General features: G+C 66.7%; 14 protein-coding genes. 7 read left to right on the top strand and 7 right to left on the bottom strand.

Features of this window, described 5'->3' with window-relative positions; translation table 11 throughout:
• Position 1 precedes the first annotated feature (1 nt).
• The 6 genes from KUV62_RS15185 to KUV62_RS15210 all read right to left on the bottom strand — a co-directional run bounded on the left by KUV62_RS15185 (position 2) and on the right by KUV62_RS15210 (position 6,097).
• Entirely contained in the window at positions 2–1,024 is a 1,023-nt protein-coding gene (locus KUV62_RS15185; RefSeq protein ID WP_222604565.1) for a Gfo/Idh/MocA family oxidoreductase, read from the bottom strand.
• A complete protein-coding gene (locus KUV62_RS15190; RefSeq protein ID WP_222604566.1) occupies positions 1,021–1,926 on the bottom strand; it encodes a sugar phosphate isomerase/epimerase family protein in 906 nt (301 codons plus the stop codon). The genes KUV62_RS15185 and KUV62_RS15190 overlap by 4 nt, the downstream gene beginning before the upstream one ends.
• Before the next feature lie 56 nt (positions 1,927–1,982).
• Positions 1,983–3,017 carry a Gfo/Idh/MocA family protein gene (locus KUV62_RS15195; RefSeq protein ID WP_222604567.1) on the bottom strand — a complete coding sequence of 345 codons (1,035 nt, stop codon included), beginning with the start codon at positions 3,015–3,017 and terminating at the stop codon, positions 1,983–1,985.
• 122 nt (positions 3,018–3,139) lie between these two features.
• Complete coding sequence (locus tag KUV62_RS15200) at positions 3,140–3,958, bottom strand: ATP-binding cassette domain-containing protein (protein WP_222604568.1); 819 nt, start codon at positions 3,956–3,958, stop codon at positions 3,140–3,142.
• A 3-nt stretch (positions 3,959–3,961) separates the two neighbouring features.
• Positions 3,962–5,017, bottom strand: coding sequence for an ABC transporter permease (locus KUV62_RS15205; RefSeq protein WP_261395683.1), 1,056 nt, complete (start codon positions 5,015–5,017; stop codon positions 3,962–3,964).
• 111 nt (positions 5,018–5,128) lie between these two features.
• Positions 5,129–6,097, bottom strand: coding sequence for a substrate-binding domain-containing protein (locus KUV62_RS15210; RefSeq protein WP_222604569.1), 969 nt, complete (start codon positions 6,095–6,097; stop codon positions 5,129–5,131).
• Between the two features lie 404 nt (positions 6,098–6,501).
• Between KUV62_RS15210 and KUV62_RS15215 the strand changes: the two genes are divergently transcribed.
• Positions 6,502–7,527, top strand: a complete 1,026-nt coding sequence (locus tag KUV62_RS15215; RefSeq protein WP_222604570.1) for a LacI family DNA-binding transcriptional regulator — start codon at positions 6,502–6,504, stop codon at positions 7,525–7,527.
• Positions 7,528–7,539: 12 nt separating this feature from the next.
• On the opposite strand, the gene KUV62_RS15220 is transcribed toward KUV62_RS15215, so the two are convergent.
• The gene (locus tag KUV62_RS15220) at positions 7,540–8,433 is read right to left on the bottom strand and encodes a LysR family transcriptional regulator (protein ID WP_222604571.1); all 894 of its coding nucleotides are present in this window, start codon (positions 8,431–8,433) and stop codon (positions 7,540–7,542) included.
• A 164-nt stretch (positions 8,434–8,597) separates the two neighbouring features.
• On the opposite strand from KUV62_RS15220, the gene KUV62_RS15225 reads away from it, so the two are divergent.
• The 6 genes from KUV62_RS15225 (at position 8,598) to KUV62_RS15250 (ending at position 14,633) form a co-directional block, all read left to right on the top strand.
• A complete protein-coding gene (locus tag KUV62_RS15225) occupies positions 8,598–9,119 on the top strand; it encodes a VOC family protein (protein WP_222604572.1) in 522 nt (173 codons plus the stop codon).
• 1 nt (position 9,120) lies between these two features.
• Positions 9,121–9,822, top strand: coding sequence for an SDR family oxidoreductase (locus KUV62_RS15230; RefSeq protein WP_222604573.1), 702 nt, complete (start codon positions 9,121–9,123; stop codon positions 9,820–9,822).
• Between the two features lie 27 nt (positions 9,823–9,849).
• Entirely contained in the window at positions 9,850–10,803 is a 954-nt protein-coding gene (locus KUV62_RS15235) for an aldo/keto reductase (RefSeq protein ID WP_222604574.1), read from the top strand.
• Between the two features lie 828 nt (positions 10,804–11,631).
• On the top strand, positions 11,632–12,705 hold the full coding sequence (dctP, locus tag KUV62_RS15240) for a TRAP transporter substrate-binding protein DctP (protein ID WP_222604575.1): 1,074 nt from the start codon (positions 11,632–11,634) through the stop codon (positions 12,703–12,705).
• Positions 12,706–12,763: 58 nt separating this feature from the next.
• A complete protein-coding gene (locus tag KUV62_RS15245; RefSeq protein WP_222604576.1) occupies positions 12,764–13,324 on the top strand; it encodes a TRAP transporter small permease in 561 nt (186 codons plus the stop codon).
• Positions 13,325–13,334: 10 nt separating this feature from the next.
• A complete protein-coding gene (locus tag KUV62_RS15250) occupies positions 13,335–14,633 on the top strand; it encodes a TRAP transporter large permease (RefSeq protein ID WP_222604577.1) in 1,299 nt (432 codons plus the stop codon).
• Positions 14,634–14,646: the final 13 nt, after the last annotated feature.

Consider the following 14,646-nt stretch of genomic DNA (forward strand, 5'->3'; position numbering starts at 1 on the left):
CTCAGGCGGCCTGCGACACGGGCTGCGCGTAGAGCGCCGGCTTGTCGCGCATGGTGATGGCTTCGCGCTGGCCGCTCTCGACGGCGCGCAGGGCGGCGTCGGCGACCAGCGTCGCGGCGTAGCCGTCCCAGGTGGAGGGGCCGGTGGCAGTGCCCTGCCCCGCGGCCACGATCCACTCGCGGAATTCCTGGTCGTAGGCCTCGATGAAGCGCTCGCGCCAGTCCTCGGGGATCGCCTGACGGATGCCATGGGCATCGCTGATCACTGTGGCGGGGCGGTTCGGCAGCGCCGCGATGCCCTTCTCGCAAGAGGCCTCGCCACGGATGTCGTAGCCGTAGGAGACGTTGACCGAGATCTCGACATCGACGATCGCCCCGCCCGCCATGTGCAGCAGCACGATATGCGGGTCGCGCAGATCGCCGCCCTGGCGCGACCGGCGCGGCAGCCGCACCTCGACCCCGGCGATCTCGTCGGAGAGCAGCCAGCGCGAGATGTCGGCGTCATGGACCAGCGTGTCGTTGAGGGGCATCTCGGAGGTGTAGAGCCCGACCGGCACGGAGGCATTGCGGTGCACCGACTTGTACATCAGCGGCAGGCCCAGCGTGCCACCGTCGATCACCGCCTTGAGGCGGCGGTAATCGGCGTCGAAGCGGCGCATGAACCCCACCTGCACGAGGCGGCGGCCGAAGGCGACCTCGGCATCCATCACCCGCAGCGCGGACTCGGCCGAGGTGACCAGCGGCTTCTCGCAGAACACCGGCTTGCCGGCGTGGATGCAGGCCAGCAGCTGTTCCTCGTGGGCAGGCCCCCACGAGCAGATCACCACCGCATCGACGGTCTCGGAGGTGATCAGCGCCTGCGGCGTCTCGAACACCTGGCAGCCCTCGGGCGCGGCCGAGGCGGCACGTTCCGGGTCGATATCCGTGACCCCGGTCACGGTGACACCCGACAACACCTTGGTCAGCCGGCGAATGTGGTCCTGACCGATCATCCCGGTCCCGATGACTCCGACCCTGAGGCTCATTTTCCAACTCCGTACTTGTCGACGAGACGCTGCATCTCGGCGCGCATGAACTTGCCGCTCTCGTCGGCCTTTTCTTCCCAGGCAAAGACGCAGGCAGTCATGATGCCGTCGAAGCCGATCTCGGCGAGGGTGCGGTAGAAATCGTCCCACGGCACCTCGCCCTGCCCGATGTTGAGGTGCTGGTGCACCCGGGCGTTGGTGCCCGGCGGGTTGAGGATGTAGCGCAGGCCAGAGCTGGCCTTGTGGTTGAAGGTGTCGGCGATGTGGACATGCGCGAGCACGTCGGCGCATTCGCGCAGCATCGCGACGGTGTCGTCACCGAAATAGAAGGTGTGCGGCGTGCAGTAGAGGAACTTGACGCGCGGGCTGTTGACGGTGCGGATGAGGTCGACCGACGGCTGCAGGGTCTCGACCCAATCCTCCGGGTGCGGCTCGATGTGCAGGTTGATGCCCTCGCGCTCGAACACCGGCACCAGCTCCTCCATCGAGCGCCACCACGCGTCCTCGCAGGCCTCGATCATCGAGCCGGTGTGGCAGCAGTAGCAGGTGCCCTTGTCTGGATGCGGGCCACGGCCGAATTCCGAGTTCATGGTGTCGACGCCAAGCTCGACGGCGATCTCGATGGCGCGCTTCCAGTGGCGCACGGCGGCCTTGCGCTCGTCTTCGTCATTCGAGGCCCAGCGATACATCGGCAGCAGCGTGGCGATCTCGACGCCGGAATCCGACAACGCCTTCTTGAAGCTCTTGATGCGGTCCGGGAACACGCGCGGCGCCTTGAACCACTCGAGGAAATCCGCGCGCGGGCTCAGTTCGATATGCTCGTAGCCCAGTTCGGCAACCTTCGACGGAAGCTCTTCGAGGCTCAGGTGGCGGTGCATGAAGGGGTCGAGTGCGATCTTCATAGGGTCCTCCCAAAGGTCTTGATGGTCGGCGCCCCTCCTCAGGGCGCGCGGGGTGGTCAAATGAGGGCGACGGAGCGCCCGGTGTCTGCGCTGAGCCGCGCCGCGTCGAGCACCGCGATGGTGCGCGAGGCGGCCTCGGCGGTGACGGGCGGCGGCGTGCCTTCGCGTACCGCGCGGGCGAAGGCGGTGTAGTAATCGTGGTAGCGGCCCTGCTCGGAGGGCAGCCGGCGCTCGCCCTCGGCGGTGCGCAGGACGGGCCAGTTTTCCTCGGGCTCATAGCCCCAGGCCGCGGGATCGTCGGCGGGGCGCAGCCCGGCAAAGAGCTGCTGCGCCTGCACGTCCATCGCCTGCGAGGTGAAGCTGCCGCCCGAGCCGTAGGCACGGAGCTCGCGCAGGTGCAGGAAGTTGCACTTGCTGGCGTTGATGTGGGAATGCGCGCCGCCCGCGTGGCGCAGCGTCACCGTGAAGCTGGCATCGGTGCGGCCCTCGGGCAGATCGAGGTGGTCCATCTGCGCATCCACCGCGGCGACCGGACCGAGCAGGTAGATCATCTGGTCGACGAGGTGGCTGCCGAGGTCACGCAGCAGGCCGCCGGTGGGGCCGGCCTCGAGCGTCGCGGGATCGTCGAAATCCATGCGGCTGTGAATGCGCCAGATCTCTCCAAGAGCGCCCTCGCGCAGCACCTTGGCCAGCGTCTGGAGGTCGGCGTCGAAGCGGCGGTTCTGGTAGACGCCGAGGGTGATCCCCCTGGCCTTCGCGGCCTTGTCGAGATCGAGCGCCGCCTCTTCCGACGGCGCGAAAGGCTTGTCGGCGATCACGTGCAGCCCGGCCTCGATGGCCTCGAGCACCAGCGCGCGGCGGGTCTGCGGCGGCGTGGTGATGGTGACCGCGTCGCAGGCGCCGGCCTCGATCATCGCCGTCAGGCTCGAGAACACCGGCACGCCGGGCCAGTCGGCCTTGGCGGCAGCCACGGTCCCCTCGGCGCGGGCGACGATCCCGGTCAGCGCGCAGTCTTCGGCGGCGGCGATGAACGGGGTATGGAAGTGGCGTCCGCCGGTTCCGTAGCCGACGCATCCGATCCTGAGGGTCATGATCTCGTTCCGTGGGGGTTTGGGTGTTGGGGCGGTGGCCCGGCGGGAGGAGACAGTGCCGGGCCACCGAGGAGGTGATGCAGTCAGGGAGGGAGTGCAGTCACCGTTTCAAAGGGTCATGGTCAGTGCGCCGGCGCCGGGGGATGGCCGTCATGGGTTTCCATGTAGCCCTCGATCGAGGCCTCGAGATCGGCCATGGATTCCCCGCCCGCCATCAGGTCGGCGATCTCTTCGCGGGTCTTTTCGCCCTTGCGGAAATCGGCGGCGATGGCACCGCGGATCAGCACCGCGAAGTGGTCGCCCACGGCCATCGCGTGCATCACCTGGTGGGTGATGAAGATCACCGCCAGCCCACGCCGCTTGGCCTCGTTGACGATGCGCAGAACGTGGGCCGCCTGCTTCACCCCGAGCGCCGCGGTGGGCTCGTCGAGGATCAGGACACGGGCGCCGAAATGCACCGCGCGGGCAATCGCGAGGGACTGGCGCTCACCGCCGGAGAGGCCGCCGACAAGCCGGTCGCCATCGGTGATCCGGGTGATGCCGAAGTTCTGCACCGCCTCCACCGCGATGGCGTTGGCCTTTTGGCGATCAAACACCTTGAAGGGACCGAAGCCCTTGGTGGGCTCCGCACCGACGAAGAAGTTCCGGCCGACCGACATCAGCGGGTAGGTGCCGCCGAACTGGTGCACCGTCGCGATGCCGAGCTCCTGCGCCTGCTTGGGGTTTGAGAAGCTGACGGGCTCTCCGTCCATCAGCATCTCGCCGCGGGTGGGCTTGTGAACGCCCGAGAGGGTCTTGATCAGGGTGGACTTGCCGGCGCCGTTGTCGCCCAAGAGGCAGAGTACTTCGCCTGCGTTGACCTTGAGGGAGATCTCGTGGAGGACGTCGATCGGGCCGAAGCTCTTGTCGACATTGCGCATTTCAAGAACGGGTGCGGTCATGGCTCACTTCCCCTTTTTCGAGGCGGACATCGAGGTCGCCATGTTGCGGAAGGTGTCGTTCATCAGGACCGCGATGAGGAGCATCACGCCGATGATGAGCGAGCTGAGGTTGCGGTCGAAGGGCGTGTAGCCGATGCCCTGCTGGACGATGGCGAGCGTGGCGGTGCCGAAGAAGACGCCGGCCACGGTGCCGAAGCCCCCGGTCAGCAGCACCCCGCCCACGACCACGGCGATGATGCAGTTGAAGATCAGCGCGAAGTTGGTGGTGGTTGTGGCCGAGTTCGACAGCACGGTTTCGCAGACACCGGAGAGGGCGGCGGCCATCGCGGTCAGGATGAAGAGCGAGATCTTCAGGCGGTCGATCGGGATGCCGGCGTTGCGGGCGCTTTCCTTGTCGCCGCCGAGGGCGAGGATCCAGTTGCCCCAGGGCGACAGGTGCAGCACGTAGTAGAGCACGGCGGCGATGGCGATCCACCAGAACACCGAGGACTGGAAGCCCCAGAAATGGTAGTCGCCGAAGAGCGACTTGGCCCAGCCCGGCGAGGTCAGCGCCTGGCTCGTGGTGTCGGTCAGCAGCAGCGACAGGAACAGCGTCAGGCCGGAGACCGCAAACAGCGTGGCGAGGGTGACGATCAGCGAGGGCACCTTGGTGCGGGTGACCAGCATGCCGTTGATCCAGCCGACCACGAAGGCGATGCCGAAGGTGATCAGCAGGCCGACAACGAAGGGCAGGCCGTAGTAGCCGCAGGCCACCGCCATCGACATCTTGGCCGCCGGCACCATGGCGCCGATCGAGATGTCGAGTTCGCCGGCGATCATCAGGAAGCCCACGGGGATCGCGATGATGCCGATGGTCGAGGCCATGTTGACCCAGGACGAGGTGCCGAAGGGCGACAGGAAGTTCCGGTCATAGCCGAAATAGGCGAAGAAGACGAAGACCAGCACCATGCCCATGAAGGCACCGACTTCGGGACGCCGGAACAGGGCTCCGAGCGAGAACGCCTGGCTGGTCGAGGGCCGCGCCGGCTGCGAGGTTTGTGATGTGCTTTCCATGGTCATACTGTTCTCTCTCGGCAAATGTGGGATCCGGGCCTGCGACAGCGTTTCAACGGCGCGGTCAGGGAGCCGGAGGCCCCGGGCGCTGGTGCCCGGGACCACGATTGCTGCGGCTTAGCGGGCGCCCTTTGAGACACCGGCCAGCGCGGACTCGATGTTCGAGGCATCGACGATGGCCGGGCCGGTCAGGACCGGGTCGGTGGCCAGTTCGGTGCCGAAATCGAGATGCGCGGCGAGCATCGAGGTGGCGAGGAAGCCCTGCAGGTAGGGCTGCTGGTCGATCGCCATCTTCTGGCTGCCGGCCTGGATGCGGCTGAGCGCCGACTCGCTGAGGTCGAACGAGCCGACCATCACGCGGTCACCGGCGCCGATCTGCGCCACCGCGTTGGTGGAGGCGTCGGCCGACCATGCGGCCAGCGAGATCACCGCGTCGATGGTCTCGTCGGCCACCAGCTCGGACTTGATCGACTCGGCGGTGCCGGTGATGTCGCCATCGAGGTTGGCCGGGGTGCGGAGGATGATCACCTCGGCGCCGCCCTCGGTGCCGCCTTCCTGAACGCCGGCGCAGCGGCTCTCGTGGTTGACCGCGCCGGGGGTGTGGATGTGGCAGAGGATCTTCTTGGCGCCCTGCTCGGCCATGTAGGCACCGCCCGCCTTGCCGGCGACGAACTCGTCGGAGCCGAAGTAGTTCACGCCCTGGACATCGTCCTTCACGTCCTGGCCCGAGTTGTACATCATGATGGTGATGCCCTTCTCGGCGGCGGCCTGCAGCGCCGGAACCTGCGCCTCGGGGACCCAGACCGGGATCGCGATGCCGTCGACGCCCTGCGCCACGGCCTGGTTGATCAGGTTCACCAGATCGGGGCCGAAGTTGTCGTAGTTCGGCGTGCGCAGGTAGTTCACCGAGCCGCCATTGGCCTCGACCATCAGCGTGGCGTCGTCGACGCCCTTCTTGATCAGGTTGAAGAAGCCGTCTTCGATGGAGCCCGCGATCACCGCGATGTTGGCGGCGGATGCCGGCAGGGCGGTCATCGCAAGCGCGGCGGCGGCAACGGTGGCCTTGAGGGTCTTGGTCAGGTTCATTCGGGTGTCCTCCCTTGGGTCGTGATCCGCCTCTGGCGGCTGTCGAGCCCGCATCTCCAATTCTGCACCGCGTGCAGAGCCCTTTGCGGACGTCGTCGTGAAGCGGCAGCTGCCGCGTGCCGGGCGCTAGCGCCCGGCGGTGATCGGGGTGCGGGGGGCGCTTGGTGCCTTGTCGCGCAACCGCTCCTCGGCGGCGCGGCGGTCTTGATCCGGGTCTCGGAGCATTCGACACAGCCTCCCAACTTAGTCGATTTGCGGGAAGCGGCTATGCATCCCGGTCATAACGAGATGCCCCATTGACACAGGATGGATCAATATCCGTATTGTGTCTCATTCTGTTTCGTTTCAAAACGTCTCATCATTCATCCAAAATGAAACAAAATGAGACACGGGGAGGATGGAAGATGCGGCCCACGATCAAGGATCTGGCGCAGGAAGCCGGCGTCTCGGTTTCGACCGTCAACCGGGTGATCAACAATGCCGAGACCGTGCGGCAGAGCACCCGCGAGCTCGTCATGGAAGCCGCTGAGCGGATTGGCTTTTACGGGCTCGGCAGCATCGAGAATTCGGTCATGCGTGCACGCGAGACCCACCGGCTCGCGATCCTGCTGCAACAGGGCAACCGGGTGTTCTACCGCGACCTCGGAAGCGCTTTGAGGCGCGCCGCGGAGAACTTCAAGGGCGCCAACGTTGCACTCGAGCTGGAATATCTCGACGATCTCTCGCCCGACCATATCTCGAAACGAATCCTGGCATTGGCCGAGCAAACCGAGTCGCTCGGGCTGGTTGCGGCAGAGCATCCGATGATCTCGGACGCGATCACCTCGGTGCTCGACCGCGGCACCCCGGTCTCGGCATTGATCGGGCCGCTCTCCGCCCGCGGCAATGTCGGCTATATCGGCCATGACAACTGGAAGAAGGGCCGTACCGCCGGCTGGGCGTTCCACCGCATCTGCCGCAACCCGGGCAAGATCGGCGTGCTGCTGGGCAACCACCGCTTCCGCAACCAGGAGATCAACGAGAGCGGCTTCCGTTCCTATCTCCGCGAGCAGGATCTGCCCTTCGTGCCGCTCGAGCCGCTCTCGACTTTCGAATCCGCCGCCGTGGCGCGCGAGATGACCGAGCAGCTCTTCGAGGAGCATCCCGACATGTGCGGGCTCTTCGTCTCTGGCGGCGGCATCACCGGGGCGCTGGCGGCCCTGCGCGACCGCAAGCTCGACCGCGATTTCGTCTGCGTCGGCTACGAGCTCTTCGACGCCACCCGCGCCGGGCTGATCGACGGCACCCTGACCATGACCCTGTCCTATCCGCTGCAGCACTTCGCCCGCGAGATCATCGAGACCATGGTCAAGGCCAAGAAGGCCGGGCCCGATGCCGGCGCCCAGCGGGTCAACATCCCGATCGAGATCCACACCTCGGAGAATGTCTGAAGCGGGTGCCTGTCAGGCTGTCTGCCGGGCCAGTTCCGTGGTCAGGAAGTCGATGAAGCCCCGCACCCGCCGCGACTCGTAATCGCGCGGCGGGGTCACCGCGTAGAGATTGGTGGGTTGGGCTGTGAATGCCTCGAGCGCCGTCTCCAGACGCCCCTGCGCCAGATCCTCGGCGATGTCGAAGCTCGATTTCTGCACCACGCCCGCGCCAGCGATCGCCCATTGCCGCAGCGCCTCGCCGTCGTTGACCTGCCGGTCGCCGCTCACCCGGACGCGGAAGCGGTCGCCTGCTTCGCGGAACAGCCAGAAATCATGCCGCATCCCCGGCGCCGCCAGCAGCAGGCAGGTGTGAGCGGCCAACTCGCGCGGATGTTCGGGCTTGCCGTGTCTGCGCCAGTACTCCGGTGAGGCGCAGACGCTCTTTTCCCCGCGCAGCAGCAGCCGCGCCTTCATGTCGGAATCCTGCAGCGGCCCGGTGCGGATCGCCAGATCAAAGCCGCCCTCGACCAGATCCACCAGCGTGTCGGCAAAGAACATTTCCACCGTCAGACCGGGATGCCGGCGCATGAAGGCATCGACCAGCGGCGCGATGCGCTGCCGGCCGAGATCGTTGGTGGTGGTCATGCGGATGTTGCCGGTCAGCGGCCCGGCCTCGGCGAAGCCGCTCATCACCTCGTCCACATCCGCCAGAATGCGCTGGCTGCGCTCGAGAAAGCGCTTGCCCTCCGGGGTGAGCGAGAGCTTGCGCGTGGTGCGCACCACGAGCTGGACGCCGAGCTGCTCCTCGAGCGCCTTCAGACCATAGGTCACGGTGGAGGGCGACACGCCCCAATCCCTGGCCACCGCCGACAGGTTGCCGCTCGCCGCGATGGCCCCGAATAGCCGCATGGTCCGGATGGCATCCATTATTCGATCCATTCGAAAGGTTTCTGCGGATTCCTAGCCATTTCAATCGCTCGGCGAAAGCTACTTCTATGGCAACAGCAATCAGAAGGCTCACCCCGCGCCACGACGGTCGCAGCCGCGTCTGCGAGGCGGTGTCGTAAGCTTTGAAACCGAAAGGCAATTCCATGACCGCCATCCGAGGGATCGAGCATATCGGCATCACCGTGCCGGACCACGACGCCGCCATCGCGTTCTTCAAGGCGGCTTTCGGCGCCGAGGAGATGTTCTCGCAGACCAAGACCAATGGCGGCCCCTTCCCCGCCGATGAGATCGGCCCGAAGAACGGCCTGCGGGCCGGCACCGCGATGAGGAAGGTCACCGTGCTGCGCCTGCGGAATGGCCCGAACGTCGAGATCTTCGAGATCGACCGGCCCGGCGGTACGCCAGAGACCAACATCTCGGACTTCGGCATCAGCCATTTCAGCGTCAACGTGACCGACATCGACGCCTCGATCGCGGCCTTCGCCGGGGGCGGCGGAACGCTGCTCGAGGGCCCCTACGATCTTGCCGCGCCCGAGGACGGGCCGGGCAATCGCGGCATCTTCGGGCGCACGCCGTGGGGCCTGCTGATCGAGATCCAGCAGCTGCCCGCCCCGATGACCTATTTCAACGACGCCAGTGCCACGCGCTGGATCCCGGAGGACTGAGATGACCTTGCAGAACACATCCGTCCTTGTCATCGGCGGCACCTCGGGCATCGGCTTCGGCGTCGCCAAGGCGGCGCAGGAGGCTGGCGCGCATGTCACCGTCGCCTCGCGTTCGGCCGAGAAGGTCGCGAACGCGTCCACCAGGCTCGGGACCGAGGGCGTCGAGCTCGACACCGGCGACGCCGCGATGCTCGAAGGCTTCTTCGCCGGGCACGGCTTCGACCACATCTTCTGCTCGGCGGCGAGCGCCCGGGTCGACGCGGTTCGGTCGCTGCCGCTCGAAGACGCCTTCGGCTCCTTCGACTCGAAATTCTGGGGCGCCTACCGCGTGGCGCGCGCCGCCAGCGTCAGCCCCGGCGGATCGTTGACCTTCGTCTCGGGTTTCCTGTCGGTCCGTCCCAAGGCGGGCGCGGCGATCCAGGGCGCGATCAATGCCGGGATCGAGGGGCTGACGCGCGGCCTTGCGCTCGAGCTTGCGCCGATCCGGGTCAACTGCATCTCGCCCGGTCTGATCGAGACCGAAATGTACGACACGCTCGACGGCGATGGCCGCAAGGCGATGTTCGACGGCGCCGCCGAGCGCCTGCCCGTGGGGCGCGTCGGCACACCCGAGAACATCGCGACGCAGGCGCTCGCCCTGATGGCCAACCCCTACATGACCGGCAGCACGATCTTCGTCGATGGCGGCGGCGCCATCGCCTGACAAACCGATATTGGAAAGGACAGCAACATGAAACGCACCACGCTTGGAACCACCGGCTTCGACATCGCCCCCATCGTCTTCGGCGGCAACGTGCTCGGCTGGACCACCGACGAGGCCGAGAGCTTCCGCGTGCTCGATGCCTTCATCGACCACGGCTTCGACACCATCGACACTGCCGATGTCTACTCGGCCTGGGCCGACGGCCACACGGGCGGCGAGTCCGAGACCATGCTCGGCAAATGGTTCGCCGCCCGCCCCGGCATGCGCGACAAGGTAAAGCTCTTTACCAAGGTCGGCTCCGACATGGCCGGTCCCGGCGAAAAGGGTCTCTCGGAAGCGTGGATCACCAAGGCGGTGGAGAAGTCGCTTGCGCGGATGCAGGTCGAGACCATCGACCTCTATTTCTCGCACTGGCCCGACCCTTCGGTGAGCCACGAAGAGACGCTCGGGGCCTATGACAAACTGCTCAAGGTCGGCAAGATCCGCGCCATCGGGGCGTCGAACTACGACGCGGCGCTGCTCACCTCGGCGCTCGAGGCGGCGGAAAAGAGCGGCCTGCCCGCCTACCAGGTGGTCCAGCCGGAGTATAATCTCTTCGACCGCTCGGGCTTTGAAGGGCCGCTGCAGGATCTCTGCATCGAGAAGGCCGTCGGCGTGGTGACCTATTTCTCGCTCGCCGCGGGCTTCCTGACCGGCAAGTACCGCAGCGGCTCCGATCTCGAGGGGCGCCAGCGGGCACGGATGGTCGAGAAATACATGACCGAGCGCGGCATGCGGATCCTCGACGCGCTCGAGGAGGTCGCCTCGGCCCACGGCGCCAAGCCCGCCGAGGTCTCGCTGGCCTGGCTGATGGCGCAGAAGGGCGTGAGCGCCCCGATCGCCAGCGCCACCTCGGTCAGCCAGGTCGAGAGCTTCGCCAAGGCCGCGGCGCTCGACCTCTCGGCCGAAGACCTGTCGCGCCTCACCGAAGCCGGCGCCTGACGTCGCGCGCCGCCTTCGTCATTCACGCCTGAGCGCGAGATCCTTGGCGGCGCGTCAGCGCATCGGCCCATCCACGTCTCGCATTGGATGGGCTCCATCAGGCGGTCCATGCCCGGCGACACAGGATGGCCATGGCCGGTTCATCACAGCGATCGCGGATCGCAGTTGCTACCCATTTGCTGAACGGAGCGGCTCGCGGCTGCTGGCATCGGGGCCTCTGTTCTGCAGCGTAGGCGACGGCCAGGACAACGCCCCGGTCGATGCTCGCAGTGGCATCTGCCAGGCAGACGTCCCCCATCGCCGCGGCTCTCGGCGGAGCTTCGAGCCGTCGAGGATCCGATGCGGCGCCGGATCGATCGGTTCAACAATCGTCGTCTTCTCAGGCCCATAGGGTCTGTCGCGTGGCCTGACGCGGAGGCCGGCCCTCACACGGCTCTGACCGCTGAAGACATCGCCGCGAAACCAACCGCAATGCGCTTCCGTCAAGCCCGGCGCGGTGCGGTCGATGCGTTTGTCGCGATTCAAGGTCGCACGGAACACCAGTTCTCACATGATCCTGCGAGGGCTCCGACGCGATCCTGCACCGCCTGTTCTGGCGCGCTAAATGTGCAATTTTTACCCTCCTTTTCTCCATTCAGGAAACAACCGGATTTTGGGACAGTCGGATCAGGAGGACGCGCTGGCCGACCGGCGTGTTCGCGAGGGAGGACATCTCGGCAAACTCGGTTTCTGCGCTCCGACACTGGGCGCTTCAGGGAGGGCGTGAGCTCTCGCGACCGGTCTCGCCTTGGCCGTCGTCCCGCGCTTGTCGATCACAGGGAGGACACTATGACAATCTCGAACGCCATTGCATCACTCGGTCTCACCACCACCCTCGCCGCAGGCCTCATGGCCTCCGTCGCGAGCCTTGCCGCCGGCAGCGCCGAGGCTGCCGAGGTCGAGGGGCCCAAGGTCAAATGGCTGGTCTCGCTCTGGGGCGCCCGCCGCGGCTTTACCGAGGGGGTCGAGGGGCTCGCCGAATACCTCGCCGAAAAGACCGACGGCAATTTCGAGCTGTCGCTGCAATACGGCGCGGTGCTCTCGGACCCGAAGGAGAACATCGACGGGCTGCAGCTCGGCGCCTTCGAGGCCGCCACGATCTGCCCCTATTACCACCCGCAGAAGACTCCGGCGACCATGGGGCTCAGCCTCGCATACCTGCCGTTGCCGACGCTCGAGAGCCAGACGCAGGTCTATGGCGCCTTCCTCGAGCACCCGGCGGTGCAGGAGGAATGGGCGAAATGGGGCGCCACGCCGATCATGTCGGCGCTGATGCCGAACTACGAGGTCATGGGCAAGGGCGACGCCCCGATGACGCTGGCCGACTGGCAGGGCAAGCGCATCAACGCCTCCGCCGGTCACGCCGCGCTGATGGAGGCGATCGAGGCGGTGCCGTCGACCATGCCGGCGCCGGATCTCTACAACTCGCTCGAGCGCAGCGTGATCGAGGGCATCGTCTATCCCTACACCTACGCCTTCGTCGCCTACCGCTTCCACGAGCTCTCGGAGTGGGTCACCGACGGCTGGAACCTCGGCACCATCCAGTGCACCGTCGCCGCCAGCCAGCCCGCCTATGACGCGCTGCCCGACCAGTACAAGGCGCTGCTCGACGAGGCCGTGCCGGCCGCCTACGCGCACCAGATCGCCAAATATGCCGAGATCGACGCGGAGAACGAGGCGCTCTTCGAGGAGATGGGCCTCACCCGCATCCCCAAGACCCCCGAGATCGCCGAGGCGCTCGAGGCGGCGGTGCAGCCGAGCTGGCAGGCCTGGATCGACGACGTGACGGCCAAGGGCATGCCCGGGCAGGAGCTTTTCGACCTGATCATGACGGAAGCGACGAATGCCCAGACGGGCCAGTGAGACCGCGGGGGCCGGCGGCAGCGCGCTGCCGGCCCCGAGCCTGAGTAGGAGCCTCGACATGCGGAGCCTGATCGAAACTCTCGACCGCCTTCTCGGCCATGTCGAGCGCGCCGCCGCGCTGCTGGCCGGGCTTCTCATCCTCGCCATGATGGCGCTGGTCTGCGCCGAGGTGCTGGGGCGCGGCCTCTTCAACCACCCCGTCCGCGGCTCGATCGACATCATCGAGCAGGTGATGGTGGCACTGGTCACCCTCGGCATCGCCTATTGCCAGAGCCACTTCGGCAATGTCCGCATGACGCTGGTCTCGGACCGGCTCACCGGTCGCGCCAAGTGGCTGAGCGAGCTTTTCGCGCTGGCGATTGCGCTCTTCGTGGTGGTGATCCTCGCCAAGGGCAGCTGGCTGAACTTCCAGCGCGCCTGGGGCAATGGCGGCGACACGCCCGAGATCGGCATCCCGCTCTGGCCCGGCATCCTCCTGGTGACGGCGGCGCTGGGGCTGCTGGGGCTGCGCCTCGCGGTGCAATGCGCCGAGGCCGTGCGGCTGATCCTGCAGCCCAAGGACGGCTCGCGGCTCTTCGGCCACCCTGCCGATGCCATCGAAACCACCCCCTACGAGTGAGGCCCGGATCATGGACCCCATCACCCTCGGTGCAATCGGCATCGCACTGCTTGTCGTTCTCGTGGTCGTCGGCGTGCCGGTGGCCTTCGCCTCGGCCTTCACCGGCATTGTCGGCATGATGCTGCTGCGCAATTCCACCGTTGCCATCGGCCTCTCGGGCATCATCCCGCACGCCAATTCCGGGCATTACGCGCTGAGCGTGCTGCCGCTCTTCATCACCATCGGGTTCCTCGCCATGCATGCGGGCATCACCACGTCGGCCTATGACGCCGCCCGCAAATGGGTCGGCCGGGCGCCGGGCGGGCTGGCCACCGCGACGATCTTCGCCTCCGCCGGTTTCGCCGCGGTGTCGGGCGCCTCGACCGCCTCGACGGCGGTTTTCACCCGGCTGTCGCTACCCGAGATGGAGGCGCGCGGTTACGACCCCAAGCTTGCCGCCGGCGTGGTGGCTGTGGGCGGCACGCTGGCCGCGCTGATCCCGCCCTCGGCGATCCTGGTGATCTACGGCATCATCGTCGAGCAATCGGTGGCCAAGCTGCTGCTGGCCGGTCTCGTGCCCGGGTTGATCTCGCTGATCGTCTACCTGCTGGTCATCACCGTGGTGGTGAAGATGAAGCCCGAGCTGGCGCCGCTCGAGCCGAGCGTCGCCTTCGTCGAGAAGCTCAGGGCGCTGCCGCAGGTGGCCGGCGTCTTCGCGGTGGTCGGCGTCATCCTCGTCGGCATCTATCTCGGCTGGATGACGCCCACGGAATCCGCCGGTGTCGCCACCGCGATCATCCTGTGCATGGCGCTCTTCAAGCGCATCCACCCGCGCGATTTCGGCAACGGGCTGCTCGATACGGTGCGCACCACGGTGATGATCTTCATGGTGATCTGGGGCGTGATGATCTTCGTGCGCTTCCTCGCCTTCACCGGCCTGCCGGCGGCGGTGACCGACTGGGTCGTCGGGCTCGACGTGCCGCGCTGGATGATCCTCGCCGGAATCATCGGGATGTACCTGCTGCTCGGCATGATCCTCGACGGCATGGGGATGATGATGCTGACCCTGCCGGTGGTATTCCCCGCGATGATGGGGCTGGGTTACGATCCGATCTGGTTCGGCATCCTGCTGGTGAAGCTGATCGAGGTCGGCGTGGTGACGCCGCCGGTGGGGCTCAACTGCTACGTTGTTAACGGCATCCGCCCAGACATCCCGCTGCAGAGCGTGTTCCGAGGCGTGACGCCCTTCCTCGTCGGCGAGGTGTTCATCATCGGCATCATCGTGGCCTTCCCGGACCTGATCCTCGCCCTGCCGAACCTGATGAACTGACCCTGATGAACTG

It is taken from the genome of Salipiger bermudensis (genome assembly GCF_019801965.1).
GTDB lineage: Bacteria > Pseudomonadota > Alphaproteobacteria > Rhodobacterales > Rhodobacteraceae > Salipiger > Salipiger bermudensis_A.

Excerpts from the sequence above, each read along its gene's own strand:
- KUV62_RS15215 (WP_222604570.1), top strand. The coding sequence starts at position 6,502 with ATGCGGCCCACGATCAAGGATCTGGCGCAGGAAGCCGGCGTCTCGGTT.
- KUV62_RS15250 (WP_222604577.1), top strand. The coding sequence starts at position 13,335 with ATGGACCCCATCACCCTCGGTGCAATCGGCATCGCACTGCTTGTCGTT.
- KUV62_RS15185 (WP_222604565.1), bottom strand. The coding sequence starts at position 1,024 with ATGAGCCTCAGGGTCGGAGTCATCGGGACCGGGATGATCGGTCAGGAC.
- KUV62_RS15245 (WP_222604576.1), top strand. The coding sequence starts at position 12,764 with ATGCGGAGCCTGATCGAAACTCTCGACCGCCTTCTCGGCCATGTCGAG.
- dctP (WP_222604575.1), top strand. The coding sequence starts at position 11,632 with ATGACAATCTCGAACGCCATTGCATCACTCGGTCTCACCACCACCCTC.
- KUV62_RS15220 (WP_222604571.1), bottom strand. The coding sequence starts at position 8,433 with ATGGATGCCATCCGGACCATGCGGCTATTCGGGGCCATCGCGGCGAGC.
- KUV62_RS15195 (WP_222604567.1), bottom strand. The coding sequence starts at position 3,017 with ATGACCCTCAGGATCGGATGCGTCGGCTACGGAACCGGCGGACGCCAC.
- KUV62_RS15225 (WP_222604572.1), top strand. The coding sequence starts at position 8,598 with ATGACCGCCATCCGAGGGATCGAGCATATCGGCATCACCGTGCCGGAC.
- KUV62_RS15210 (WP_222604569.1), bottom strand. The coding sequence starts at position 6,097 with ATGAACCTGACCAAGACCCTCAAGGCCACCGTTGCCGCCGCCGCGCTT.
- KUV62_RS15235 (WP_222604574.1), top strand. The coding sequence starts at position 9,850 with ATGAAACGCACCACGCTTGGAACCACCGGCTTCGACATCGCCCCCATC.
- KUV62_RS15190 (WP_222604566.1), bottom strand. The coding sequence starts at position 1,926 with ATGAAGATCGCACTCGACCCCTTCATGCACCGCCACCTGAGCCTCGAA.
- KUV62_RS15200 (WP_222604568.1), bottom strand. The coding sequence starts at position 3,958 with ATGACCGCACCCGTTCTTGAAATGCGCAATGTCGACAAGAGCTTCGGC.
- KUV62_RS15230 (WP_222604573.1), top strand. The coding sequence starts at position 9,121 with ATGACCTTGCAGAACACATCCGTCCTTGTCATCGGCGGCACCTCGGGC.
- KUV62_RS15205 (WP_261395683.1), bottom strand. The coding sequence starts at position 5,017 with ATGACCATGGAAAGCACATCACAAACCTCGCAGCCGGCGCGGCCCTCG.